The following is a 23,232-nucleotide window of genomic DNA, read 5'->3' as shown; positions in this document are numbered from 1 at the left end:
ACCCCTTAACCCAACAAAGAACGCCCATGGGGCCCATCCAAATCCAGCTCAGGCCCCACCGGCACAATCTGTGTCGGGTTAATGGTCCGCTGGCTGACATAGTAATGCCGCTTGATCTGCTCAATGTCGACGGTGCCCGAAACACCGGCCACCTGATAGAGATCCTTAACGTACCCCGACAGCGCCGGATAATCCCCGATACGCTGGCGATTGCACTTGAAGTGGCTGAAATACACCGCATCGAACCGGATCAGTGTCGTGAACAGGCGCCAATCCGCCTCGGTCAGCTGATCGCCCACCAGGTACCGCTGCCCCGTCAGGCGTTCCTCAAGCCAGTCCAGGGACTCGAAGAGAGCGTTATAGGCCTCTTCATACTTGTCCTGCGCCGTTGCGAAGCCCGCCTTGTAAACACCGTTATTGACCGAGTGATAGACCCGCTCATTCACCCGCTCAATCTCATCGCGCAACGGCTCCGGATAGAAATCCAGATCATGCCGCACCCCGTCCAGCCCATCAAAAGCTGAGTTGAACATGCGGATGATATCGGCGGACTCATTGCTGACAATGGTTTCCTCCTGCCGGTCCCACATGGTTGGCACCGTGACGCGACCACTGTAGTCCGGGGCCGCCCGGGTATAGATCTCGTGCAGGAAGCGGGCGTTATTGATGTGATCCCGGTGACGTTCGTCGTCAGGCCGGAACTCCCAGCCATTTTCCACCATATCCGGATGCACGACGGATACCGAGACATGCGACTGCAACCCCTTCAGCCGGCGAAAGATCAGGGTCCGGTGGGCCCAAGGGCAGGCCATGGACACATACAGGTGATAGCGACCGGATTCCGCCAGGAATCCACCCTTCCCTGCCGGCCCCGGGGAACCGTCTGCCGTTACCCAGTTACGGAAGCGGGCCGCTTCCCGCTCAAACTTGCCACCGGTCTTACCGGTGTCGTACCACTGATCCTTCCAGACTCCATCAACCAATAGCCCCATGGGGAACCTCCCGGCGTTGTTGACGCCATGATGAGTGAACTGGCGACAGGCTACCCAGCAACCTGCTACTCTCACAAGCAATCAATTCTGGCCATCACCTTCAGATTATTCGAACATGCATACCACCATCACCATTGACGCCCTGAAAGTGCTTGATGCCATTGACCGCAAGGGCAGCTTTGCCGGGGCCGCCAGTGAACTTTTCCGGGTACCTTCGGCCATCAGTTACACCGTCCAGAAGCTGGAAGAAGACCTGGACGTGGAAATTTTTGACCGTAGCGGCCATCGCGCCACCCTGACGCCGGCGGGGCGATACCTGCTTAATGAGGGCCGGTCCCTGCTGGAGGCCACCGAGGCCCTGGCCCATACCACCCGCCAGGTGGCCCAGGGATGGGAAACCCGACTCAGGATCGGCTTCAATTCGCTGTTGCCCGCGGAGGTCACCTTCCCGGTCATCCGGGAGTTCTACGGATTGGGCATTCCGGTGGAGGTGCAACTGGTTGAGGAAGTATTCACGGGGACCTGGGACGCCCTACAGAGCCGGCGGGTGGACCTGGCCATCGGTGCCGACCAGATGAGTCGCCCGGCCGGAGCCTTTGCCACCCGCAGCCTCGGTCGGATTCCCTGGGTATTCGCGGTGGCTGCCAACCATCCGTTGGCGAACGCGGAGTCACCACTAACCGAGGACCAGATCACCCACTACCCGGCAGCGGTGGCCGCAGACAGCTCCCGCTCCCTGCCCCCCGGAAGTGCCGGCATCTTCAGGCGCCAGCAGACCATCACCGCGACCAATGTGGACCAGAAGATTGCCCTGCAGGAAGCAGGGCTTGGGGTGGGCTGGCTGCCACGGTACCGGATTCGCCGGCAACTGGCGGAAGGGACGCTGGTGGAAAAAGCGGTGGACGCCCCCAGGGAACCGATCCCGGTGCACATTGCCCGTCGCAACGAAGAGCAGGGCAAGGCATCAACGTGGTTCTGGGAGCGGCTCAGCCAGCCCGAACTCTATCGGGACTGGCTGGATATCGACTAGTCAGTCAAAAGCCCAGCGCAGGAATTCACGCTTCTCGTCGCCACTGGCACGCTCCCACAGGACCTTGAGGGCATCCAGGGTATTTACGCTATTGCTCCCCTGCCCCGGGGTGGTCGGCACCGGCACACCGCTGGGCTGACCGGTTACCACGGTTGCCTGTCCTGAGCCACCGGCATTCTGCTGACCGGCCACCTGCTGTTGCGGATAGCCCTCGAACGGCTCGGAACGGGCAACCACGGAGCCATCCTCGGTCATCAGTTCGGCACTGAAGTTGGCCGCAAACTGCTCGGCTTCACGTCGGTTGGTCACCTCTGGAATATCGAAGGTATACACCTCGCCCGGGCGGGTATCGATGACAAACTGCTGGGGCGCGCTTTCCACCACATGAACGTTGGACTCACCGTCTTCCGTGGATTTGCTCTTGGCCCAAATGGTCTTGTGGGTGAAAACCACGGTGTTGGTGCCCGGCAGCAGTTCGTAGTCGATGGCCATATCATCCATCAGGAAGTTACCGACCTTCTTGCCGTTGACCTCGCGAAGCTTTACGTCGGAAGGTGCCTTCAACACGGCCACCTCACCAGACGCTTCCCCGTCCCAGGTCTGGACCCTGGACATACCCGTGCTGCAGCCCGAAACCACGACAATTGCCAGTGCCGTCACCAGCAGTTTCAGCCAGGTGAGCCCGGTCTGCGGAACCTTTACATACCTTGCACGCATTCAGTGTTTCTCCATGGGTCGCTATCAGTCGGTGTGAGGCCGCCAGGTGGCCCCATTGATCAATGGGGCATTCTGACCACAGACCCAATCTCACGCAAGTCCGTGATCCAGAAGCCCCCATTATAGAATTGTAAAAAAGTGTTGAATTTGGCAGAAATTGGTTTAGTTTTATGCAATGCGCCCTGAAACTTTCAGGTTTGCGACCGTTCTCGATAAATCAGGACTGAGGCCCAGGCGCAGAGCCAGTCCACAGGTCAGGTAGTAGGAGGCTACGATGGATACCAATATCCGAGCAGGCGAGGCCGGTCCAACGCCATTTCGCAGCAGCCGTTTCTTCTGTGTGGGTGGGAAGTGGTACTTCACAACCCGGGAAGGTTTCGACAGCGGGCCCTTCGCCACCAAAGAGCGGGCGGAAATCGGCCTCAGGCGGTTCCTCCACGTCATCAATATGCTGCCACAGGAAGCCCGGGAAATGCGGGTTCATTAGTGTCCCGCCTGGTTAATTCGCTGATCTGCTTCGCGACACTAGTACCGAGCCAGATGGATCAGATCAATCGCAGGGATGCGCCCGGCAGCATCAGAGCAGCCCGGGCATCAACCACAACTCCGCCGCCCATATCACACCCAGCGCCATCACCGCCGCCAGCACGTCGTCGATCATGATGCCCAGACCACCGGGTGTCCGTTCGTCTATCCAGTCAATAGGCCAGGGTTTCCAGACGTCAAACAGGCGGAAGGCCACGAAACAGAGCAACACTCCGTAGTACGTCTCGGGGAAGAAGCCCAGCACAATCCACATGCCCACAAATTCATCCCAGACGATACCGCCATGGTCGTGGACCTTGAGAGCCCGGGCGGTCTGGCCACACAACCAGATACCCACAACGAACGCGACCAGGACCACCAGCCAGTAGGCCAGTTCCGGCAGTAGTGAGATGGGGTACCACAGGGGAATGGCCGCCAGGCTGCCCCAGGTTCCCGGCGCCCTTGGTACAGCACCACTGCCAAACCCGAATGCCAGCAGATGGACCGGGTGGCGAAGGAATCGTGGTGGCAGTATCAATACCGGCTCTTCATCCGGTTCCTGCGGATAGTCGGTCATGCAAAAGCCTGTTTACTGTTCCTTGAAATGGTCATAGCCCGCCGGTACGGAGATTTCCTCTATCACACCATTGGCCGTGAGGAGCTGAATCCCCGATCCGGCACAAATCTCGCCAATCACCGAAAGTCCTTCCACCACATCCGCGGGAAGACGGTCCATCGCCGGGCGCGGCAGGGTGACGCAGAGTTCGTAGTCATCGCCCCCGTACAGGGCCTGCTCCAGGGTTGACTGGGTCCCGCCAAAGGTGCGCGGTATCCGGTCCGGCTCAAGCCTCGCCCCGACACCGGAGGCTTCCAGGATATGCCCCAGATCCGCCACCAACCCATCGGAGATATCAATGGCGGCTGTCGCCACCCCCCGCAACTGGCGCCCCAACGCACACCGGGGCCAAGGGTGGTGATAACAGGCGAGGAACCCTTCCGCCGAGGCCGGCGGTTTGTCCGCCTCCAGCCACGCCAGGGCTGCGGCGGCGCCACCCAGGGGGCCACTCACCGCCACCAGGTCACCTGGCCGGGCACCGTTGCGGGCGATGGCCCGCCCTTCCGGTACCGTGCCATGGACCTGCAGACTCAGAGTCAGCGGACCCCGTGTAATATCGCCGCCGGCCAGGGCAATACCGGCATCAATGGATGCTTCCCGGAGCCCTTCGGACAGCGACCGCACCCAGGCTTCATCCGCTTCCGGAAGGGTCAGGGCCAGGGTATAGCAGACCGGGTCCGCCCCCATGGCCGCAAGGTCGCTGACGGCGACCGCAAGGGCACGCCATCCCAGGCGCCGGGGATCGTAGCCAACGGGAAAGTGAACCCCGGCCACCAGGGTATCGATGGAAAACACCAGTTCATGGCCGGGAGGAATTCGCTGGATGGCGCAGTCGTCCCCCGGCCCCACGCGGACGCCGTCTCTCCAGGTAGCGTCCGCCAGGGGCCGGAACAGGGTGCGTATCAGTTCGAACTCACCCATGACAATACGTTACGACTGCCGGGGACGGGTTTCTGCCAGGCGCAGGCGCTGGCTCAGCTTGTCCAGCAGGCTGTTAACGAACCTGTGGCCCTCGGTGCCGCCAAACCGCTTGGCCAGCTCAATGCCCTCATTGATCACCACCCGGTAAGGGACATCAATCCGGTTCTTCAGTTCGTATGCGCCCAGACGGACAATCGACAGTTCGATGGGGTCCACTTCCGCCAGGGAACGATCCAGCAGCGGCTCGATCAGCCGGTCCAGCTCGGCCTGTTCCCGGTGGACACCACGGATCAGGTCGCGGAAGAAGGCGGAATCCACCTTGCTCATGTCGTTGTCGACCATGAACTCGGCCTCGATATCATTGATCGGGCTCTTACTGAAATGACGATGGTAGAGGGCCTGCAGGGCCAGGGCCCGGGCACGGCGACGATCCCCGGCTTTGGGCTGCCCCGGGCTGGCAGCTCCCGGTACTGCGCTATCCTGTTCGCTCATCACTCACCCAGCTTATTGAACAGGCTGACCATCTCCAGCGCGGTGATGGCGGCTTCCGCGCCCTTGTTGCCGGCCTTGGTGCCGGAACGCTCAATGGCCTGTTCGATGGAGTCCACGGTCAATACGCCAAAGGTGACCGGCACGTCGGTATCCAGGCTGACGGCGCCCAGGCCGCTGGAGGCCTCACCGGCCACGTATTCGAAGTGCGGGGTACCACCACGGATAACCGCCCCCAGGGCGATAATGGCGTCGAACTTGCCGGTTTCCGCCACACGCTTGACGGCCAGGGGCATCTCGTAGGCACCTGGCACCCGTACAATCGTGATGTCGTCATCGGCAATGCCGTGGCGCCGCAGGGTGTCGATCGCCCCCTCAACCAGGCTTTCCACGACAAATCCGTTGAACCGACCCACCACCAGCGCATAGCGCCCGGTGCACTGTCGGAAATCCCCTTCAATTACCTTGATATCTGCCATTGTCATTCCTGTTCCGGCCTGGGACCGGGCTATCCGTTGAGTTCGTTAACCGGCGGTCTCAACTACCGGTATAGGGTACATATTCCACCACTTCCAGATCGAAACCGGAAATCGCGGAGAACTTGATGGGCGCGCTGAGCAGTCGCATCTGGCCGACACCGCAATCCCGCAGGATCTGGGAGCCGGTACCGACGGTGAAGTAGACACCGGAGCTGCCACCCTTGCCCGCCTTCGCCGGCCCTTCCCCGAAGAACTCGTGGATCCGGTCCTCCAGGTTGTAGCTGTCCTCGGCACTGTTCAACAGCACCACAACGCCCTTGCCATCTTCCGCGACCTTTTCCAGCGCATGGTGCAACGGCCAGCTATGGGAGCCCTTGCGGCGGGCACCGAGGAGGTCACGGAGGGTGTCGGTGACATGCACCCGCACCAGGGTCGGGGAACTCGCCTGGACATCCCCCATCACCAGGGCAAGGTGCGTGCCCCCCTGGATATTGTCCCGATAGGTACGCAAGTTGAACACACCGTACTCGGTGTCCAGGTCGTACTGCTCGACACACTCGATGGTACGCTCGTTCAGGGTGCGGTAGTGAATAAGGTCAGCGATGGTACCGATCTTCAGGCCATGCTGTTCGGCGAACTGCTCCAGATCCTCACGACGGGCCATGGAGCCGTCGTCGTTCATGATCTCGCAGATTACACCCGCCGGCTCACAGCCCGCCAGGGAGGCCAGATCACAGGAGGCTTCGGTATGGCCGGCCCGGCTGAGCACACCGCCCGGGTCCGACATCAGCGGGAAGATATGCCCCGGCTGCACCAGGTCGGCCGCCTTGGCGTTGCGAGCCACCGCAGCCTGCACGGTGCGTGCCCGATCCGCTGCGGAAATACCGGTGGTGACGCCTTCCGCCGCCTCGATGGAATGGGTGAACTTGGTGCCGAACCCGGAATGGTTACTCTGCACCATCAGCGACAGGCCCAGCTGCTCACAACGCCCCTGCGTCATGGGCATGCAGATCAGGCCTCGCCCAAAGCGGGCCATGAAGTTGATGGACTCCGCCGTGCAGTGTTCAGCGGCCATGACCAGATCGCCCTCGTTCTCGCGATCCTCGTCGTCCATGAGAATCACCATCTTGCCCTGACGGATGTCTTCGATGATCTCTTCAACGGTGTTCAATGCCATAATATTCCACACTCTCCCGGCCAGCTCAGGGCCGCCGTGGTATTAATGCAATGGGTCGCCAGGCTGAATCAGCGACCCGCAGATAGGTTGGGCGCCTGCACCCTGGGTGTCAGAATCACCCGCGTGTCCACCCCAAACTGGCGCCGGTCGGTGACCAGCCACTCGATTTTTTCACACATGTCGCTGAACGGAAGCCGGGCCGTTGGCCGGCCCTCGCTGCCCAGGAATACGGGAGCCTGATAGAGCCACAGCTCGTCCACCAGCCCCTCGACGATAAAACCACCCGCCAGGGTAGGCCCTGCCTCCACCAGCAACTCGTTGACGCCAAGCTCACCCAGTTTGTCCAGTAACTGACCCAGGTTAACGCCGCTGTCCTGCCAGCCAATGCCGTTAAGGGTCACCCCCAGGGCGGACAAGTCCTGGGCCGCCGCCGTCGACAGTGCCTCGGAGGAACAGAACAGGTGAACGTCCCCCCCCTGCAGTATCTTTGCCGTGGCCGGCGTCCGGGCATCCCGGTCGGCAATCAGCCGCAGGGGCTGACGGGACGGCTCGGTGGCGTCACCGATATCCCCCAGTTCATTCCGCCTGACAGTCAGGGACGGATCGTCCACCAGCACCGTGTTCACACCGGTCAGGATGGCATCGCTCATGGCCCGCAGGCGTTGCACGTCACTGCGGGACTCCGGCCCGGTAATCCACTTGCTCTCACCGGAGGCCATCGCCGTGCGACCATCCAGGCTGGCGGCAATCTTGATGCGCACCCAGGGCCGCCCGGTCTTCATCCGCTTCAGGAAGCCGGGGTTGAGCTGCGCGGCTTCCGCCCTGAGCACCCCTTCCTTCACACGAATCCCGGCGTCTCGCAGTTGTTGCAGGCCACGGCCGGACACGCTGGGATTGGGGTCCTCACTGGCGACCACCACTCGTGCTACACCGGCGTCAATCAGGGCCCGGGAACAGGGCGGCGTACGGCCGAAGTGACTGCAGGGTTCCAGAGTGACGTATGCCGTGGCACCCCTGGCGTCAGCGCCGGCCTGGCTGAGGGCGCGAACCTCGGCGTGAGCCTCGCCGGCCCGTTCATGCCAGCCCTCCCCCAGCACCAGGTCGCCCCGGGCAATGACACACCCCACCCGGGGATTGGGGTGGGTGGAATAACGCCCACGCCAGGCCAACTGGATGGCGCGGGCCATCATGGCGATATCCTGGGAACTGGTCATGACGTGCCTTTGGTTGAATCCCGGTCCGCCAGCACCCGGGCCACATCCGCCGGGTCGGCGCCGTCCGACAGCCGTTCGATTTCCTCCTTGAACTCGTTGATATCCTGGAAGCTGCGGTAGACCGAGGCAAACCGCACATAGGCCACCTTGTCCAGCTGACGCAGTTCGGTCATGACTTCCTCGCCCAGGGTCATGGACTTGACCTCCCGCTCGCCAGTGGCCCGGAGACGATACTTGATGCGATTCAGGGCCGCATCAATCTGTTCGATGCTCACCGGGCGCTTCTCCAGGGCCTTCATCAGCCCCGCCCGCAGCTTCTCCTCGTCAAAGGGCTGCCGGGTGCCATCCTGCTTCACCACCCGGGGCATGACCAGTTCGGCGCTCTCGAAGGTGGTGAAACGCTCATGGCAGGACAGGCACTCCCTGCGGCGGCGCACCTGATCGCCCTCGGCCACCAGCCGGGAGTCAATCACCTTGGTATCGGCTTCACCACAGAACGGACAGTGCATAGTCGGATGCTCCGGTAAGAACAGACTGCCCCGCTACCGGGGCAATCGGTCGGTTAGTGGCCTGGCCTCAGCCGGCATAGACCGGGAAACGCGCACACAGGGCTTCCACCTGTTCGCGAACCCGGTTGATGACGCTCTCGTTGTCCAGGTCATCCAGGATGTCACACATCCAGCCCGCCAGCTCACGGCACTCGGACTCACCGAAACCACGGGTGGTCACGGCCGGGGTGCCGATGCGCAGACCGGAGGTGACAAAGGGAGAACGTGGGTCGTTGGGTACCGCATTCTTGTTCACGGTGATGTGGGCGCGACCCAGGGCGGCGTCCGCATCTTTCCCGGTGATGTCCTGCTTGATCAGGCTCAGCAGGAACAGGTGGTTTTTGGTGCCACCGGAGACCACATCGAAGCCACGCTCGATGAAGACCTCGGCCATGGCGACAGCATTCTTGACCACCTGCTGCTGATACGCCTTGAACTCGTCGCTCATAGCTTCCTTGAAACACACGGCCTTGGCGGCGATCACATGCATCAACGGACCACCCTGGCCACCAGGAAATACCGAGGAGTTCAGTTTCTTCTGCAGGCCCTCGTCATCACAGGCCAGGATCAGACCGCCGCGGGGCCCCCGCAGGGTCTTGTGGGTAGTGGTGGCAATCACATGGGCATGGGGCACCGGGTCCGGATAGACACCGGCCGCCACCAGACCGGCGACGTGGGCCATATCCACAAACAGGTAGGCACCCACCTTGTCGGCGATCTCACGGAAACGGGCGAAATCCAGCTCCTGGGAATAGGCAGAGAAGCCGGCGATGATCATCTTCGGCTTGTGCTCAATGGCCATCGCCTCAACCTCATCGTAGTCGATGAGACCGGTATCATTGTCGATACCATACTGGACGGCGTTGTAGATCTTGCCGGAGAAGTTGACGGTAGCGCCATGAGTCAGGTGACCGCCATGGGCCAGGCTCATGCCCAGCACGGTGTCGCCCGGCTTGAGCAGGGCCATGAAGACAGCGGCGTTGGCCTGGGAGCCGGAGTGGGGCTGCACATTGGCATAGGCAGCGCCAAACAGTTCCTTGGCGCGGTCGATGGCCAGTTCCTCGGCAATATCCACGAACTCACAGCCACCGTAGTAACGCTTGCCCGGATAGCCTTCGGCGTACTTGTTGGTCAGCACACTGCCCTGGGCTTCCATCACCCGCGGGCTGGTGTAGTTTTCCGACGCGATCAACTCGATGTGCGCCTCCTGGCGCTTCTCTTCCGCCTGCATGGCGTTCCAGAGTTCATCATCGAAACCGGCAATTTTCATATCACGATTGAACATGGATGTGCTGCCCCTGTCTGTATGGCTGGCCCGGACAAGACCCGAAGGCTCCGGAACCCCTGGAAAATTGGGCCGCTATTCTATCTCGAAAGCGGGTAAAAAATCATCCTTTATACCGTGCGGGGATACCGACACACCGCCGGTTACATTGCTATCCCCGGGCGGTTTAGATACCTTAGCCGGTCAATACTTGATTGCTTCAGCTGAAGGAGTCACGGCCCTTTGCCGGACACTTTCCGTGCCTTCAGCGATGAATTTCCTGATCCAGAAGAAGGACTCTGCCAACATGGCCCAATACGTCTATACCATGAACCGCGTGGGCAAGGTGGTTCCGCCCAAGCGCGAGATCCTCAAAGACATTTCCCTGAGTTTCTTCCCCGGCGCCAAGATCGGCGTCCTCGGCCTCAACGGGGCCGGTAAGTCCACCCTGCTCCGCATTATGGCCGGAGTGGACCAGGATTACATCGGCGAAGCCCGCCCCCAGCCTGGCATCAACGTGGGCTACCTGCCCCAGGAACCGGAACTGGACGACGCCAAGACAGTGAAAGAGATCGTCGACGAAGCCGTCTCCGGCGTTCACGATGCCCTGGCGGCGCTGGACCAGGTGTATGCGGACTACGCCGAGCCCGATGCGGACTTCGATGCCCTGGCGAAGCGTCAGGGTGAGCTGGAAGCGTATATCCAGGCCACCGACGGCCATGACATTGAACGCAAGATGGAAGTGGCCGCCGACGCCCTGCGCCTGCCGCCATGGGACCAGAATGTCGCCAACCTCTCCGGGGGTGAGCGTCGCCGGGTCGCCCTGTGCCGCCTGCTGCTGTCCAGCCCGGACATGCTGTTGCTGGACGAGCCCACCAACCACCTGGACGCGGAATCCGTGGCCTGGCTGGAACGCTTCCTCCACGACTACAGCGGCACCGTGGTGGCCATCACCCACGACCGTTACTTCCTGGATAACGTCGCCGGCTGGATCCTGGAACTGGACCGGGGCCACGGCATCCCCTTCGAGGGCAACTACAGTCAATGGCTGGAGAACAAGGAAAAACGCCTGGAAATGGAAGCCAAGCAGGAAGCTTCCCACCAGAAAGCCGTCAAGCAGGAACTGGAGTGGGTGCGCAGTAACGCCAAGGGCCGCCAGTCCAAGAGCAAGGCCCGCCTGGCCCGCTTCGAGGAAATGAGCTCCCAGGAATTCCAGAAGCGCAACGAGACCAACGAACTCTATATCCCACCCGGCCCGCGCCTGGGCGACAAGGTGATCGAGGTGGACGGCATCAGCAAGTCCTTCGATGATCGCCTGCTGTACGAAGACGTGTCATTCCGCGTACCGCCGGGAGCGATTGTCGGCATCATCGGTGGCAACGGGGCGGGTAAGTCCACCCTGTTCAAGATGATCGCCGGCTACGACAAGCCGGATTCCGGCGAGATCGTGGTGGGTGAAACCGTGGAACTGGCCTACGTGGACCAGATGCGCGACCTGGATGGCAGCAAGACCGTCTGGGAAGAGCTGTCCGATGGCAACGACATCATCAAGATCGGCAACTACGAGACACCTTCCCGCGCCTACGTGGGCCGCTTCAACTTCAAGGGCAGCGACCAGCAGAAGCGGGTTGGCGACCTGTCCGGCGGCGAACGCAACCGCCTGCACCTGGCCAAGCTGCTCAAGCAGGGCGGCAACGTGCTGTTGCTGGATGAGCCCACCAACGACCTGGACGTGGAAACCCTCCGCGCCCTGGAGGAAGCCCTGCTCAACTTCCCGGGCTCCGCCCTGGTGATCTCCCACGACCGCTGGTTCCTGGACCGGGTGGCCACCCACATCCTGGCGTTCGAGGACGACGGCGAGGTGGTCTACTTCGAGGGCAACTTCAGCGAGTACGACGAGGATCACAAGAAGCGCAAGGGTGATTCCGCCATGGTGCCCCAGCGGATGAAGTACAAGAAGCTGGCGTAAGGCTGTCCGGGCCGGCTCCGCATGGACCCGGCCCTTTTTGTCTCTTCCCTTCCGATAGAATCCAAAACCTATGGCCAAAGCAAAAACCGCTTTTGTCTGCACCGAATGCGGCGCCGACTACTCCAAATGGCAGGGCCAATGCACTGCCTGCCAGGCCTGGAACACCATCAGCGAGGTTCGCGGTGTCGGTGGCGGCAATAGGGGTGCCCGCGGCGCCCGCTTTGAGGGTTTTGCCGGCAGCCTGTCCGCCGTACAGAGCCTGGATGAGGTCAGCCTGGCTGAGCAGCCTCGCATCAGCACGGGGATGCAGGAATTCGACCGGGTCCTGGGCGGGGGGCTGGTGGAAGGCTCTGCGGTCCTGATGGGCGGCCATCCCGGCGCGGGCAAGAGTACCCTGCTGCTACAGGCAGTGTGCCACCTGGCAGAGAAGACACCGGCGCTCTATGTCACCGGCGAGGAATCCCTGCAACAAGTCGCCATGCGGGCCAAGCGCCTGGGCGTGCCCACCAAGGATCTCAAGATGCTGTCGGAAACCAGTGTCGAACGACTCATGCAGGTGGCAGAAGCGGAGAAACCAAAGATCCTGGTGGTGGACAGTATCCAGGTGATGCACGTAGCGGACATCGAATCCGCCCCTGGCTCCGTGTCCCAGGTACGGGAAAGCGCCGCCTATCTGACCCGCTTTGCCAAGCAGACCGGCACCATCCTGTTCCTGGTGGGCCATGTCACCAAGGACGGCAGCCTGGCCGGCCCCAAGGTGCTGGAGCATATGATCGACTGCTCGATCCTGCTGGAAGGCTCCAGCGACAGCCGTTACCGCACGCTACGGGGCATCAAGAACCGCTTCGGCGCGGTTAACGAGCTGGGCGTCTTTGCCATGCTGGAACAGGGCCTGAAGGAAGTGAAAAACCCCAGCGCCATCTTCCTGAACCGGGGCGAAGATGCTGCGCCCGGTAGCGTGGTGATGGTGGTCTGGGAGGGCACCCGTCCCATGCTGGTGGAGATCCAGGCCCTGGTGGACATGGCCCAGGGCAGCTATCCCCGCCGGGTCGCCGTGGGACTCGACCAGAACCGGCTGGCCATGCTGCTGGCAGTACTCCACCGCCATGGCGGCATGCATGTGGCGGATCAGGATGTGTTCGTCAACGTCGTCGGCGGCGTCAAGGTGGCCGAGACCAGCGCCGACCTGGCCCTGCTGGCGGCCATTGTGTCGTCCTTCCGCGACCGCGCCCTGCCCCAGGATCTGGTCATCTTCGGAGAAGTCGGCCTGTCCGGCGAGATCCGTCCCGTCCCCTCAGGTCAGGAACGGATTTACGAGGCGGCCAAGCACGGTTTTACCCGGGCATTGGTGCCCAAGACCAATGCGCCGAGGAAGGCCATTGAGGGGATGAAGGTGATTCCGGTGACCAAATTGAGTGATGCTTTGACGGCGCTTGAGGAGCTTTGAAGAATCAGATCGGACGCTGGTTACGTAGCCTGCGAATATTGAGTCTGGCCGCCAGGTCGGTGCCTCTTTCCCGGACACGCCGTGAATACATCCCTGTAGGCTCTTCGAAAACGTCCATGTTTTCGAAGGTCCGGGAAAGAGGCACCAACCTGTCAGCATCATACTTTGCAGTTATCGCCGAGTGGCTACTCAATGAGATGGGAAAGCTCGCGCTCCAGAAGCTCAGCGTCCCCAAGGTTCAATTCCACCAGCCGTTTTAGATGGGACGCGCTTTCCAGGTCGATATATTCAATCTTGAACCCCAACCGGTCCGGTTCCAGGTGACGCAGGGTAACCGCCATGACGATGGCACTTTCATGGTCGTTCAGATGGATGGTCAACTCGCAGGGCTCACCCTCGGACGCGGCCCAGCCGGCGGGGCGACTGACTAAAGCGCCTTTCAGGGAAATATCCAGCACTTCAGCCGTTTGCATATCGTCCTGCCAGTAAATCTCGCAGGGCGCATCAAACTGGATTCGCTGAAAACGACGTTTTTCGGGGGTGTTATCGTCCAATTCCTTTCTCCCACGTCCATTTTCTTGCCTTTTCCCTGACTATAGACCTGTCTATCCCCGGGTTCCACTAGTCATTTGCCCCTGAGTCAATCGCAAGAATGGCATTACGGATGGGAGTTATCTGGGAAGTCAGTAGAGGGAGCAGGTTGAGAACCTTTTCCCGGACCGTCGAGCGCCAGGGACGGCGCTCGTCGAGCCCTACAGGGATGTACTTGTGGGGCGTGTCCGGGAAAAGGTTATCGACCTGATCCCGACCGGCACCCAACTATCAGTCCTACATATATCCACAAGTCTAGCGGTGATACTCCCCACTCAATTCGACAACCGCCTCAATAAACGCCCCCGCATGCTCCGGATCCACATCCGGCGTAATCCCGTGTCCCAGATTGAAGATATGACCGGTGCCGGACCCATAACGCTTCAGGATATCCGCCACCTCCTCACGGATGCGCTCCTTGGGCGCATACAGCATAGCCGGATCCATATTGCCCTGCAGGGCCACCTGATCCCCGACCCGGGCCCGGGCACGGCCAATATCCGTGGTCCAGTCCAGCCCCAGGGCATCCGCGCCAGACTCCGCCATCGACTCCAGCCACTGGCCGCCATTCTTGGTGAAGATAATCAATGGCACCCGGCGACCATCGTTCTCACGAATCAGGCCATCCGCAATCTTCTTCATATAGGCCAGGGAGAACTCCTGATAGGCCCAGCTACTCAGCACCCCTCCCCAGGTATCGAAAATCTGCACCGCCTGGGCACCGGCCCGGATCTGACCATTGAGGTAGTCGATCACCGAGTCCGCCAGATGATCCAGCAGACGGTGCATTACCTCCGGCTGGCCGTACATCAGCTTCTTGGCCTCCCGGAAATCCTTGGAGGAACCACCCTCGATCATGTAAGTGGCCAGGGTCCAGGGGCTTCCGGAGAACCCAATCAGCGGTACACGGCCGTTGAGGGCGCCACGGATGGTCGACACCGCATTCATCACATAATCCAGATCCACCTCGGCTTTGAGGGACGGCAACGCCGCCACATCCGCCTCCGAACGAATCACGTTCCGGAACTTGGGCCCCTCACCGGTCTCGAAGTACAGCCCCAGCCCCAACGCATCGGGAATGGTCAGGATATCTGAGAACAGGATCGCCGCATCCAGGGGGAAACGCTCCAGTGGCTGCAGGGTCACCTCGCAGGCCAGGGGCGTATTCTTGCAGAGGCTCAGGAAATCACCGGCCTGCGCACGGGTGGCCCGGTATTCCGGCAGGTAACGGCCCGCCTGGCGCATCATCCACACCGGGGTGCGGTCGACAGGCTGGCGCATGAGGGCGCGGAGGAAACGGTCGTTCTTCAGTTCGCTCATAATGATTCCTGATTGGGCAAGTGTCTGGCCGGGTAAGCGATCCCGTAAGCTGGATAATGTTCAGGCAGGCAGCAATGATAACGTGTTTGCCACAATAAAAAAGGGCGGCCCGTTGAACGGTGCCGCCCTCTTGATACGAATCAGATGACGATTCGATCAGACATCCAGATAGTCGAGGATGCCCTCGGCGGCCTCCCGGCCTTCCCAGATAGCCGTCACCACCAGGTCGGAACCGCGCACCATGTCGCCACCGGCGAAGATCTTCGGGTTGGTGGTCTGGAAGGCGAACTCCGCTTCTTCAGGCGCGCTTACACGGCCGGAGTCATCGGTGTTCACTTTCAGCTCGTCAAACCAGTCCGCGGGGCTGGGACGGAAACCAAAGGCGACCAGCACCGCATCGGCCGGAATGACTTCCTCACTGCCCGGAACCACTTCAGGGCGACGGCGGCCATTTTCGTCCGGCTCACCAAGCTTGGTCTGTACCACCTTGACACCTTCAACCCGGTCTTCGCCGATGATGGCGATGGGCTGACGGTTAAAGAGGAACTTCACACCCTCTTCCTTGGCATTCGCCACCTCACGGCGGGAACCCGGCATGTTCTCCTCATCCCGGCGGTAGGCACAGGTGACGCTGGCCGCCTGCTGACGGATGGAGGTGCGGTTGCAGTCCATGGCGGTGTCACCACCACCGAGCACCACAACACGCTTGCCCTTCATGTCGATGAACTCGCCCGGATCGCTCTCGAATCCGAGACGACGATTCACATTGGATACCAGGAACGGCAGTGCGTCATGGACGCCATCCAGCTCCTCACCGGGGAAACCGCCCTTCATGTAGGTGTAGGTACCCATGCCCATGAAAACGGCATCATAGTCATTGATGATGTCCTGCAACTGGACGTCCTTACCCACCTCGGTCTCCAGGCGGAACTCCACGCCCATCTCCTCGAATACCTGGCGCCGGCGGGTCATGACGGTCTTCTCCAGCTTGAACTCGGGGATACCGAAGGTCAGCAGGCCGCCAATTTCCGGATACCGGTCGAATACCACCGGCTTGACGCCATTGCGCACCAGAATATCCGCGCAGCCCAGGCCCGCAGGCCCAGCGCCAATGACCGCCACCTTCTTGTCGGTCCATTTGACACCGGACATGTCCGGCTTCCAGCCCAGGGCAAAGGCGGTATCGGTGATGTACTTCTCCACCGAGCCAATAGTCACAGCCCCGTAGCCATCATTCAAGGTACAGGCACCTTCGCAGAGACGATCCTGGGGGCACACACGACCACAGACTTCCGGCAGGGAGTTGGTCTGGTGGCACAGCTCCACGGCCCGCATGATATTGCCTTCGGAGACCAGCTTCAGCCAGTTGGGAATGTAGTTGTGAACCGGGCACTTCCACTCGCAATAGGGATTGCCGCACTCCAGGCACCGGTGCGCCTGACTGCCGGCATCCACCGGCTCGAACTGGTAGTAGATCTCGCCGAAGTTCTTGCGACGTTTGCTGGCGGGCACCTTCTTCGGGTCGATACGGCCTACCTGCACAAACTGGAAATCGTTGTTCAGTCGTTCTTTCATCGTGACGCTCTCATCATCGTGATCTCGACGGGCTCACCCCTGCCTGGCAGGGGTGGCCACTGACTACGGTCATTCGGGCGAACCTCTTACTCCGGTCGCGCCCGGGTGCTGGCCAACAGGCTCTTGAGGCTGGCAGCCTTGGGCTTCACCAGCCAGAAACGGCCAACGTAGTCGTCGAAATTTTCAAGGATATGGCGGGCCCACTCACTGCCGGTTTCATCCACATGCTCGGTGATCACGCCACGCAGGTGATTCCGGTAGGGCTCCATGTCCTCGCTGGATATCCGCTGGATCTCCACCAGTTCATGGTTGTACTTGTCCACGAAGGTGTTGTCCTGGTCCAGCACATAGGCAAAACCGCCCGTCATGCCGGCCCCGAAGTTGTACCCGGTACTGCCGAGTACGGCCACCAGGCCGCCGGTCATGTATTCACAACAGTGATCACCGGCCCCCTCAACCACGGCGTGGGCCCCGGAGTTGCGGACGCCAAAGCGCTCACCGGCGGTTCCGGCGGCGAACAGCTTGCCGCCGGTGGCACCGTACAGGCAGGTGTTGCCGACGATGGCGGTCTCCTGGGACTTGAAGGTGCTTGCCCGGGGCGGGCGGACCACCAGCTTGCCGCCGGTCATGCCTTTGCCCACGTAGTCATTGGCATCCCCTTCCAGATGCATGTTCAGGCCACCCACGTTCCAGACACCAAAGCTCTGGCCAGCGGTACCGGTCAGGTTGAGTACGATGGGGCTGTCCATCATGCCCTGGTTACCGTGGACCTGGGCAATCTCGCCGGACAGGCGGGCACCAATGGAGCGGTCACAGTTGGTCACCGTGAACTCCCAGGTGCCGCCTTTTTTGTTCGCGATGGCGTCGGCGGTTTCCGACACCATACGCTCTGCCAGGGCCCCTTCGTCAAACGGGTGGTTGCGCTCCACCTGGCAGGTCTGGGGCTTGTTCGCCGGAATATGGTCGTTCTGCAGCAGGTGGCTCAGATCCAGCCGCTTCTGACGCTCGGTGTCGCCGGGCAGGCGCTCCAGAAGGTCGACGCGACCCACCAGTTCCTCCAGGTTGCGAACACCCAGTTTCGCCATCCATTCCCGGGTTTCCTCCGCCACGAAGCGGAAGAAGTTCATGGCCATCTCCACCGTGCCCTTAAAGTGCTCTTCCCGCAGGTGATCGTCCTGGGTGGCCACGCCGGTGGCGCAATTGTTCAGGTGGCAGATCCGCAGGTACTTACAGCCCAGGGCGACCATCGGCGTGGTACCGAAGCCGAAGCTCTCGGCCCCCAGGATGGCGGCCTTGACCACATCCAGGCCGGTCTTGATGCCACCATCGGTCTGCAGGCGGATCTTGCCCCGCAGGTCGTTGGCCCGCAGGGCCTGCTGGGTCTCGCTCAGGCCAAGCTCCCAGGGGGAACCGGCGTAGCGGATGGAGGTCAGCGGGCTGGCGGCGGTGCCACCGTCATAGCCTGACACGGTGATGAGGTCGGCGTAGGCCTTGGCGACACCGGCGGCAATGGTGCCAACACCCGGCTCGGACACCAGCTTCACGGATACCAGCGCCTTCGGATTGACCTGCTTGAGATCAAAGATCAGCTGCGCCAGGTCCTCGATGGAGTAGATGTCATGGTGCGGCGGCGGTGAAATCAGGGTGACACCGGGCACCGAGTAGCGCAGGCGCGCGATCAGGGCATTGACTTTGCCCCCCGGCAACTGGCCGCCCTCGCCGGGCTTGGCGCCCTGTGCCACCTTGATCTGCATGACATCGGCGCTACGCAGGTACTCTGCGGTGACACCAAAGCGACCGGAGGCCACCTGCTTGATCTTGGAACGTTTCTCGGTGCCATAGCGGGCCGGATCTTCGCCCCCCTCACCGGAGTTGGAACGACCTCCGAGGGTGTTCATGGCAACCGCCAGGGCTTCGTGGGCCTCCGGCGACAGGGCGCCGAGGGACATGGCCGCCGAGTCAAAGCGCGGGAAGATGTTCTCCACCGGCTCCACCTCGGTGATGTCCACCGGGTCGATGTCGTTGCGGAAGGCCAGCAGGTCACGGAGGGTGGACACCGGACGGCTGTTCACCAGGCCAGCGTATTCCTGGTATTGCCCGTAGTCGCCACTGGTGACCGCATCCTGCAGCGTGCTTACCACATCCGGGTTGAAGGCATGGTATTCCTGACCATGGACATACTTGAGCAGACCGCCCTGGGTGATGGACTTGCGACGCTTCCAGGCCGTGGCCGCCAGTTGCTCCTGGTCCTGCTGGAAATCAAAAAAGGTCGCCCCCTGGATACGGCTGGGCACGCCCCTGAAGCACAGGTCCACAACGTCATCGGCAACACCCACTGCCTCGAACAGCTGGGCACCCCGGTAGGAGGTAATGGTGGAGATCCCCATCTTGGACAGGATCTTCAGCAGGCCCTTGTTGATGCCCTTGCGGTAGTTGTTCTTGGCGTCGATGGGGTCCATCAGCATTTCGCCGGTACGGATCAGGTCGTTAATGACCTGGTAGGCCAGGTACGGATAGACCGCGGTGGCGCCAAAGCCGAACAGCACCGCGAAATGGTGTGGATCACGGGCCCAGCCGGTTTCCACAATGATATTGGAGTCGCAACGCAGCCCCTTATCCACCAGGTAATGGTGGACCGCGCCGGTGGCCATCAGGCTGTTGACGGGCAGTTCGCCTTCCTTGAGGTCCTTGTCCGACAGGATCAACAGCACCTTGCCGTCACAAACGGCCTTTTCGGCAGCCTCGCAAATGTCACGAACGCCGTTTTCAAGCCCCCGCTCCGGGGTGTAGCTCAGACGGATCTTGGCGACCTCGAAGCCCGGGCGATCATTGCCCTCGATGCGCAGGAACTTGGCCGGCGACAGCACCGGCGTGGTCAGGATAATCCGGTTGGCGTGGCCGGCGGTCTCCTCGAAGACGTTCTGTTCGGCACCAAGGCAGGTCTCCAGGGACATGACCACCGCCTCACGCAGTGGGTCGATGGCCGGGTTGGTGACCTGGGCGAACTTCTGGCGGAAATAATCGGCAACGTGGCGAACCTTGCTGGACAGTACCGCCATGGGAGTGTCGTCACCCATGGAACCGACGGCCTCCTGACCATTTTCCGCCAGTGGACGCAGCACCTGGTCACGCTCTTCATAGGTGACCATGTACATCTTCTGATGCACCTGGAGTTCGTCATTGTCCATCAGCCTGAATTCCGGCGTGGCGGTATTCAGGGTGGACTCCACCCGCAGGCCGTTTTCACGCAGCCATTTCTTGTAGGGCTGGGCACTCTTCAGGCGCTGGTCGATATCCCGGGTGTGCAGCACCTCGCCGCTCTCGGTGTCCACCGCCAGCATCTGGCCCGGGCCGACACGGCCCTTGGCCACGACATCTTCGGGCTTGTAGCTGTATGTGCCGATCTCGGACGCCAGGGTGATGAAGTCGTCCTTGGTGATCACCCAGCGCGCCGGACGCAGACCATTACGGTCCAGCATACAGACGGCATGGCGGCCATCGGACAGCACCAGCCCCGCAGGGCCATCCCAGGGCTCCATGTGCATGGAGTTGTATTCGTAGAACGCCCGCAGTTCCGAATCCATTGTGTCCACGTTCTGCCACGCCGGCGGGATCATCATCCGCGCTGCCCGGAACAGGTCCACACCGCCAGCCAGCAACACTTCCAGCATATTGTCCATGCTGGACGAGTCGGAGCCGGTGAGGTTCACCAGGGGCTGCAGGGTCTGCAGGTCAGGCAGATCGGGGGCTTCGAACTTGGCGGCACGGGCCAGCGCCCAGTTACGGTTACCGGAGATGGTGTTGATCTCACCGTTATGGGCCAGGTAACGGAACGGCTGGGCCAGTGGCCACTTGGGCATGGTATTGGTGGAGAAGCGCTGGTGGAACACACAGATCGCCGTCTCCAGATCCGGATCACCAAGATCCGGATAGAACCGGGTCAGGTCCGCCGGCATCATCAGACCCTTATAGGACAGGGTCTTGTGGGACAGGCTGCAGATGTAGAACTCCTCATCCTCCGCCATGTCACGTTCGGCCAGACGACGGCCGACAAACAGGTCGATGGCAAACTGCCGCTCGTTCTGCTCCTTACCCGGCACCACGAATACCTGTTCGATCCACGGCAGGCAGTCCTGGGCCATGGGACCCAGGCAGGACGGATCTGTGGGTACCTTACGCCAGCCCAGGATTTCCAGGCCACGGGCGGTCAACCGCTGTTCAATGGCCTTACGACCGGCCTCAGCCCTGGCCTCTTCCGGACTGAGAAAGATCTGGCCCACCGCAAAGAGATTGCCGGGCTGTTTGCCAAAGGCGGCCTGTGCCGCCTTGCGAAGGAAACCATCGGGGCTCTGGATGAGAAGGCCACATCCATCACCGGTCTTGCCGTCTGCTGCGATGCCACCACGGTGGGTCATGCAGGTCAGCGACTCGATGGCAGTTTGCAACAACTTGTGGCTGGCCTCGCCCTTCATGTGCGCGATCAGACCAAAGCCGCAGTTGTCCCTGAATTCATCGGGATGATACAAACCTGTCATCATAAGCGTTCTCTCGCATAAAATGCTTTTCTGTCAGCGATTTAGGTTCTCATTCGACCTACCCTTTCGCTGACACTGAAAAAAAGGGCTGGCTATTTTACACTCGTGGAAATACCTATACAAACAAATATAGTGCCAACCTCGCGCCCTCTACGGGAAATTCACGAGGTAAGTCAGACAGCTACCGCTGGCGCACCATTAACCACCCTGTATTTCACGTCATAAAAAAAGGCGCTCGCGGCGCCTTTCAGATCTCTTCCCGTACCCTGATCCAGGGCTGCTGGGAGCGTATCGATGACGGCAGATCCGCGATGGAAGCGCGCGCTGCCTCCCGACTGTCGAACTGGCCGAGATAGACAACAAACCAGTTTCGCCCGTTTCTCTGACTTCGAGTGTAACGCAGCCCCGGAAGTTCCGGATACCGGCGAATGAATGTCATGGCCGTCTGCTCTTCGTAACCCGCCACCAGTTGGGCGGTATAGCCCGTTGTGGCATGAACCTCTTCCCTGGGCACAAACCGTTCCGGCATGGACGCTACAAAAGGCTGAACCTGTTCGGCACTGGGCTCTGGCTCTGGCTCTGGCTCTGGCTCTGGCTCTGGCTCTGGCTCTGGCTCTGGCTCTGGCTCTGGCTCTGGCTCTGGCTCTGGCTCTGGCTCTGGCTCTGGCTCTGGCTCTGGCTCTGGAGCAGGCAAGGTTTCCGGGGCACTTTCGTCAAGTGTATCAGGCACTGTAGCCGGATCTGCGGCTGTCGCAACCGACGGTGCGGAATCGCCCCCATCGGTCGCCTGCGGTACTGTCGCGTTACGATCATTACCACTGGCGTTTTCCGGCCCCACGGTCACGATAGCGCGGGTCGGTTCAGGTTTTGGCTCGTTACCGGACATGTCGACATCAACCGCCTCATCGTACCGGTTGGCCATAAACCACCAGGACCCTACCAGCAACACAAGCGCCAGGGCCACCCAGCGCCCGGCCCCGGCAAGACGTCCAAGTCCCGAACCCGGGCCCCGACGCGGCATCGAGGCGATATCCAGCCAGACCCCATGGGCCACACGCTGCAACCGACCGGGACTCCCCTGCGACAGGGCCGTCAACTGCTCCAGCCGGTGTGCCGACAGCAGTTCCGATGGCTTGCCTCCCGCCTTTACAATCCTCGGTTCCAGATACTGGCGGATATCGTCCCGCTCAAACCAGGGCAGGCCGATGCTGTGGACGCTGGCCGCCAGTCCCTCGTTGTCGTCCAGTCCGATTTGCTCCCGCAGCGCGCCGGAACCGGCCAACACCGGAACGGCGGCAAGCGACCGATCTGCTCCCCGGAAAGCATCCAGCAGGGCACGCAATACTCCCGGAGACGCCTGGTCAGCGTCATCCAGCAGTAACACCTGACGCCGACCCTTGCAGGTTGCTTCCTCCGACAGGGTGAAGAACCCCGCCAGGGCCTCCCGAGCAGACTCGTCGTCTGGTGGACGACGGCCAATACTCCGGTACAGGTCCCGGACCAGGGACTCAAGGGAATCCAGCTTGCCCGCATGGAGCCGGAAAAACTCCAGGCGCCCCCCTTCACTGCGTACCAGCTCGCCCAGGAGCCGGGTCTTGCCCGCCCCCCTGGCTCCGGTAAGCAGCAGGGCCAGGTCCCCGAAGCCGCAAAGGTGCCTCAGGGTCTCCAGGGCGTGCTGCCGCTGGGCTCCGGCATAGAAAGGCACCTCCATGGCCAGCGGATCTTCCCGCAATCCGTACCGCTCCTGCAGCCTGGGGAACAGGCCACCGGCTTCCAGCCCGGTCAGTCCTTCGCTCATGGGTGTACTCGCCTCCTATACCCGA

General features: G+C 61.5%; 19 protein-coding genes. 4 read left to right on the top strand and 15 right to left on the bottom strand.

Annotated features, from left to right (window positions below):
- Nucleotides 1–5 precede the first annotated feature (5 nt).
- A complete protein-coding gene (locus ACJO3T_RS02400; RefSeq protein WP_406977686.1) occupies nt 6–992 on the bottom strand; it encodes a glutathione S-transferase family protein in 987 nt (328 codons plus the stop codon).
- Between the two features lie 115 nt (nt 993–1,107).
- Here ACJO3T_RS02400 and ACJO3T_RS02395 point away from each other — a divergent pair, with 115 nt between their 5' ends.
- Nucleotides 1,108–2,022: a LysR substrate-binding domain-containing protein gene (locus ACJO3T_RS02395; protein ID WP_406961147.1), complete on the top strand. Its 915-nt coding sequence runs from the start codon at nt 1,108–1,110 to the stop codon at nt 2,020–2,022.
- Here the strand turns inward: ACJO3T_RS02395 and ACJO3T_RS02390 are convergent, their stop codons facing one another.
- On the bottom strand, nt 2,023–2,739 hold the full coding sequence (locus ACJO3T_RS02390) for a DUF2057 family protein (protein ID WP_406961145.1): 717 nt from the start codon (nt 2,737–2,739) through the stop codon (nt 2,023–2,025).
- A 274-nt stretch (nt 2,740–3,013) separates the two neighbouring features.
- Between ACJO3T_RS02390 and ACJO3T_RS02385 the strand changes: the two genes are divergently transcribed.
- Nucleotides 3,014–3,226, top strand: a complete 213-nt coding sequence (locus tag ACJO3T_RS02385) for a DUF6316 family protein (RefSeq protein ID WP_406961143.1) — start codon at nt 3,014–3,016, stop codon at nt 3,224–3,226.
- 90 nt (nt 3,227–3,316) lie between these two features.
- Here ACJO3T_RS02385 and ACJO3T_RS02380 read toward each other — a convergent pair whose 3' ends face one another.
- The 8 genes from ACJO3T_RS02380 to glyA all read right to left on the bottom strand — a co-directional run bounded on the left by ACJO3T_RS02380 (nt 3,317) and on the right by glyA (nt 9,993).
- A complete protein-coding gene (locus ACJO3T_RS02380; RefSeq protein ID WP_406961141.1) occupies nt 3,317–3,841 on the bottom strand; it encodes a phosphatidylglycerophosphatase A family protein in 525 nt (174 codons plus the stop codon).
- 12 nt (nt 3,842–3,853) lie between these two features.
- Nucleotides 3,854–4,801 (bottom strand): thiamine-phosphate kinase, encoded by a 948-nt coding sequence (thiL, locus tag ACJO3T_RS02375; RefSeq protein WP_406961139.1) that lies wholly within the window; start codon nt 4,799–4,801, stop codon nt 3,854–3,856.
- 9 nt (nt 4,802–4,810) lie between these two features.
- Complete coding sequence (nusB, locus tag ACJO3T_RS02370) at nt 4,811–5,293, bottom strand: transcription antitermination factor NusB (RefSeq protein WP_406961137.1); 483 nt, start codon at nt 5,291–5,293, stop codon at nt 4,811–4,813.
- A complete protein-coding gene (gene ribH, locus ACJO3T_RS02365) occupies nt 5,293–5,769 on the bottom strand; it encodes a 6,7-dimethyl-8-ribityllumazine synthase (protein WP_406961135.1) in 477 nt (158 codons plus the stop codon). The genes nusB and ribH overlap by 1 nt, the downstream gene beginning before the upstream one ends.
- 58 nt (nt 5,770–5,827) lie before the next feature.
- On the bottom strand, nt 5,828–6,946 hold the full coding sequence (gene ribBA, locus ACJO3T_RS02360) for a bifunctional 3,4-dihydroxy-2-butanone-4-phosphate synthase/GTP cyclohydrolase II (protein ID WP_406961133.1): 1,119 nt from the start codon (nt 6,944–6,946) through the stop codon (nt 5,828–5,830).
- A gap of 68 nt (nt 6,947–7,014) precedes the next feature.
- On the bottom strand, nt 7,015–8,160 hold the full coding sequence (gene ribD, locus ACJO3T_RS02355) for a bifunctional diaminohydroxyphosphoribosylaminopyrimidine deaminase/5-amino-6-(5-phosphoribosylamino)uracil reductase RibD (RefSeq protein ID WP_406961131.1): 1,146 nt from the start codon (nt 8,158–8,160) through the stop codon (nt 7,015–7,017).
- The gene (gene nrdR, locus ACJO3T_RS02350) at nt 8,157–8,669 is read right to left on the bottom strand and encodes a transcriptional regulator NrdR (protein ID WP_406961129.1); all 513 of its coding nucleotides are present in this window, start codon (nt 8,667–8,669) and stop codon (nt 8,157–8,159) included. The genes ribD and nrdR overlap by 4 nt, the downstream gene beginning before the upstream one ends.
- A gap of 67 nt (nt 8,670–8,736) precedes the next feature.
- The gene (glyA, locus tag ACJO3T_RS02345) at nt 8,737–9,993 is read right to left on the bottom strand and encodes a serine hydroxymethyltransferase (protein WP_406977685.1); all 1,257 of its coding nucleotides are present in this window, start codon (nt 9,991–9,993) and stop codon (nt 8,737–8,739) included.
- Between the two features lie 286 nt (nt 9,994–10,279).
- On the opposite strand from glyA, the gene ettA reads away from it, so the two are divergent.
- Together ettA and radA are read left to right on the top strand one after the other, a co-directional pair.
- Nucleotides 10,280–11,941 (top strand): energy-dependent translational throttle protein EttA, encoded by a 1,662-nt coding sequence (ettA, locus tag ACJO3T_RS02340; protein ID WP_406961213.1) that lies wholly within the window; start codon nt 10,280–10,282, stop codon nt 11,939–11,941.
- A 70-nt stretch (nt 11,942–12,011) separates the two neighbouring features.
- Nucleotides 12,012–13,388, top strand: coding sequence for a DNA repair protein RadA (gene radA / locus ACJO3T_RS02335; RefSeq protein WP_406977684.1), 1,377 nt, complete (start codon nt 12,012–12,014; stop codon nt 13,386–13,388).
- Between the two features lie 185 nt (nt 13,389–13,573).
- Here radA and ACJO3T_RS02330 read toward each other — a convergent pair whose 3' ends face one another.
- From ACJO3T_RS02330 to ACJO3T_RS02310, 5 genes are all read right to left on the bottom strand, one after another.
- Nucleotides 13,574–13,942: a PilZ domain-containing protein gene (locus ACJO3T_RS02330; RefSeq protein WP_328185581.1), complete on the bottom strand. Its 369-nt coding sequence runs from the start codon at nt 13,940–13,942 to the stop codon at nt 13,574–13,576.
- 292 nt (nt 13,943–14,234) lie between these two features.
- Nucleotides 14,235–15,299: a uroporphyrinogen decarboxylase gene (gene hemE, locus ACJO3T_RS02325; protein WP_406977683.1), complete on the bottom strand. Its 1,065-nt coding sequence runs from the start codon at nt 15,297–15,299 to the stop codon at nt 14,235–14,237.
- Nucleotides 15,300–15,455: 156 nt separating this feature from the next.
- A complete protein-coding gene (locus ACJO3T_RS02320) occupies nt 15,456–16,874 on the bottom strand; it encodes a glutamate synthase small subunit GltD family protein (RefSeq protein WP_406977682.1) in 1,419 nt (472 codons plus the stop codon).
- Between the two features lie 86 nt (nt 16,875–16,960).
- Nucleotides 16,961–21,412, bottom strand: coding sequence for a glutamate synthase large subunit (gltB, locus tag ACJO3T_RS02315; RefSeq protein ID WP_406977681.1), 4,452 nt, complete (start codon nt 21,410–21,412; stop codon nt 16,961–16,963).
- A gap of 244 nt (nt 21,413–21,656) precedes the next feature.
- Nucleotides 21,657–23,207 (bottom strand): AAA family ATPase, encoded by a 1,551-nt coding sequence (locus ACJO3T_RS02310; RefSeq protein WP_406977679.1) that lies wholly within the window; start codon nt 23,205–23,207, stop codon nt 21,657–21,659.
- Between the last annotated feature and the right edge of the window lie 25 nt (nt 23,208–23,232).

The sequence above is a fragment of the Marinobacter shunpengi genome (assembly GCF_045449715.1).
Classification (GTDB): domain Bacteria; phylum Pseudomonadota; class Gammaproteobacteria; order Pseudomonadales; family Oleiphilaceae; genus Marinobacter.
This window is presented reverse-complemented; position numbering and strand designations above follow the sequence as displayed.

Coding starts and splice junctions, on each gene's coding strand:
- ACJO3T_RS02400 (WP_406977686.1), bottom strand. CDS start 992: ATGGGGCTATTGGTTGATGGAGTCTGGAAGGATCAGTGGTACGACACC.
- ACJO3T_RS02395 (WP_406961147.1), top strand. CDS start 1,108: ATGCATACCACCATCACCATTGACGCCCTGAAAGTGCTTGATGCCATT.
- ACJO3T_RS02390 (WP_406961145.1), bottom strand. CDS start 2,739: ATGCGTGCAAGGTATGTAAAGGTTCCGCAGACCGGGCTCACCTGGCTG.
- ACJO3T_RS02385 (WP_406961143.1), top strand. CDS start 3,014: ATGGATACCAATATCCGAGCAGGCGAGGCCGGTCCAACGCCATTTCGC.
- ACJO3T_RS02380 (WP_406961141.1), bottom strand. CDS start 3,841: ATGACCGACTATCCGCAGGAACCGGATGAAGAGCCGGTATTGATACTG.
- thiL (WP_406961139.1), bottom strand. CDS start 4,801: ATGGGTGAGTTCGAACTGATACGCACCCTGTTCCGGCCCCTGGCGGAC.
- nusB (WP_406961137.1), bottom strand. CDS start 5,293: ATGAGCGAACAGGATAGCGCAGTACCGGGAGCTGCCAGCCCGGGGCAG.
- ribH (WP_406961135.1), bottom strand. CDS start 5,769: ATGGCAGATATCAAGGTAATTGAAGGGGATTTCCGACAGTGCACCGGG.
- ribBA (WP_406961133.1), bottom strand. CDS start 6,946: ATGGCATTGAACACCGTTGAAGAGATCATCGAAGACATCCGTCAGGGC.
- ribD (WP_406961131.1), bottom strand. CDS start 8,160: ATGACCAGTTCCCAGGATATCGCCATGATGGCCCGCGCCATCCAGTTG.
- nrdR (WP_406961129.1), bottom strand. CDS start 8,669: ATGCACTGTCCGTTCTGTGGTGAAGCCGATACCAAGGTGATTGACTCC.
- glyA (WP_406977685.1), bottom strand. CDS start 9,993: ATGTTCAATCGTGATATGAAAATTGCCGGTTTCGATGATGAACTCTGG.
- ettA (WP_406961213.1), top strand. CDS start 10,280: ATGGCCCAATACGTCTATACCATGAACCGCGTGGGCAAGGTGGTTCCG.
- radA (WP_406977684.1), top strand. CDS start 12,012: ATGGCCAAAGCAAAAACCGCTTTTGTCTGCACCGAATGCGGCGCCGAC.
- hemE (WP_406977683.1), bottom strand. CDS start 15,299: ATGAGCGAACTGAAGAACGACCGTTTCCTCCGCGCCCTCATGCGCCAG.
- ACJO3T_RS02320 (WP_406977682.1), bottom strand. CDS start 16,874: ATGAAAGAACGACTGAACAACGATTTCCAGTTTGTGCAGGTAGGCCGT.
- gltB (WP_406977681.1), bottom strand. CDS start 21,412: ATGATGACAGGTTTGTATCATCCCGATGAATTCAGGGACAACTGCGGC.
- ACJO3T_RS02310 (WP_406977679.1), bottom strand. CDS start 23,207: ATGAGCGAAGGACTGACCGGGCTGGAAGCCGGTGGCCTGTTCCCCAGG.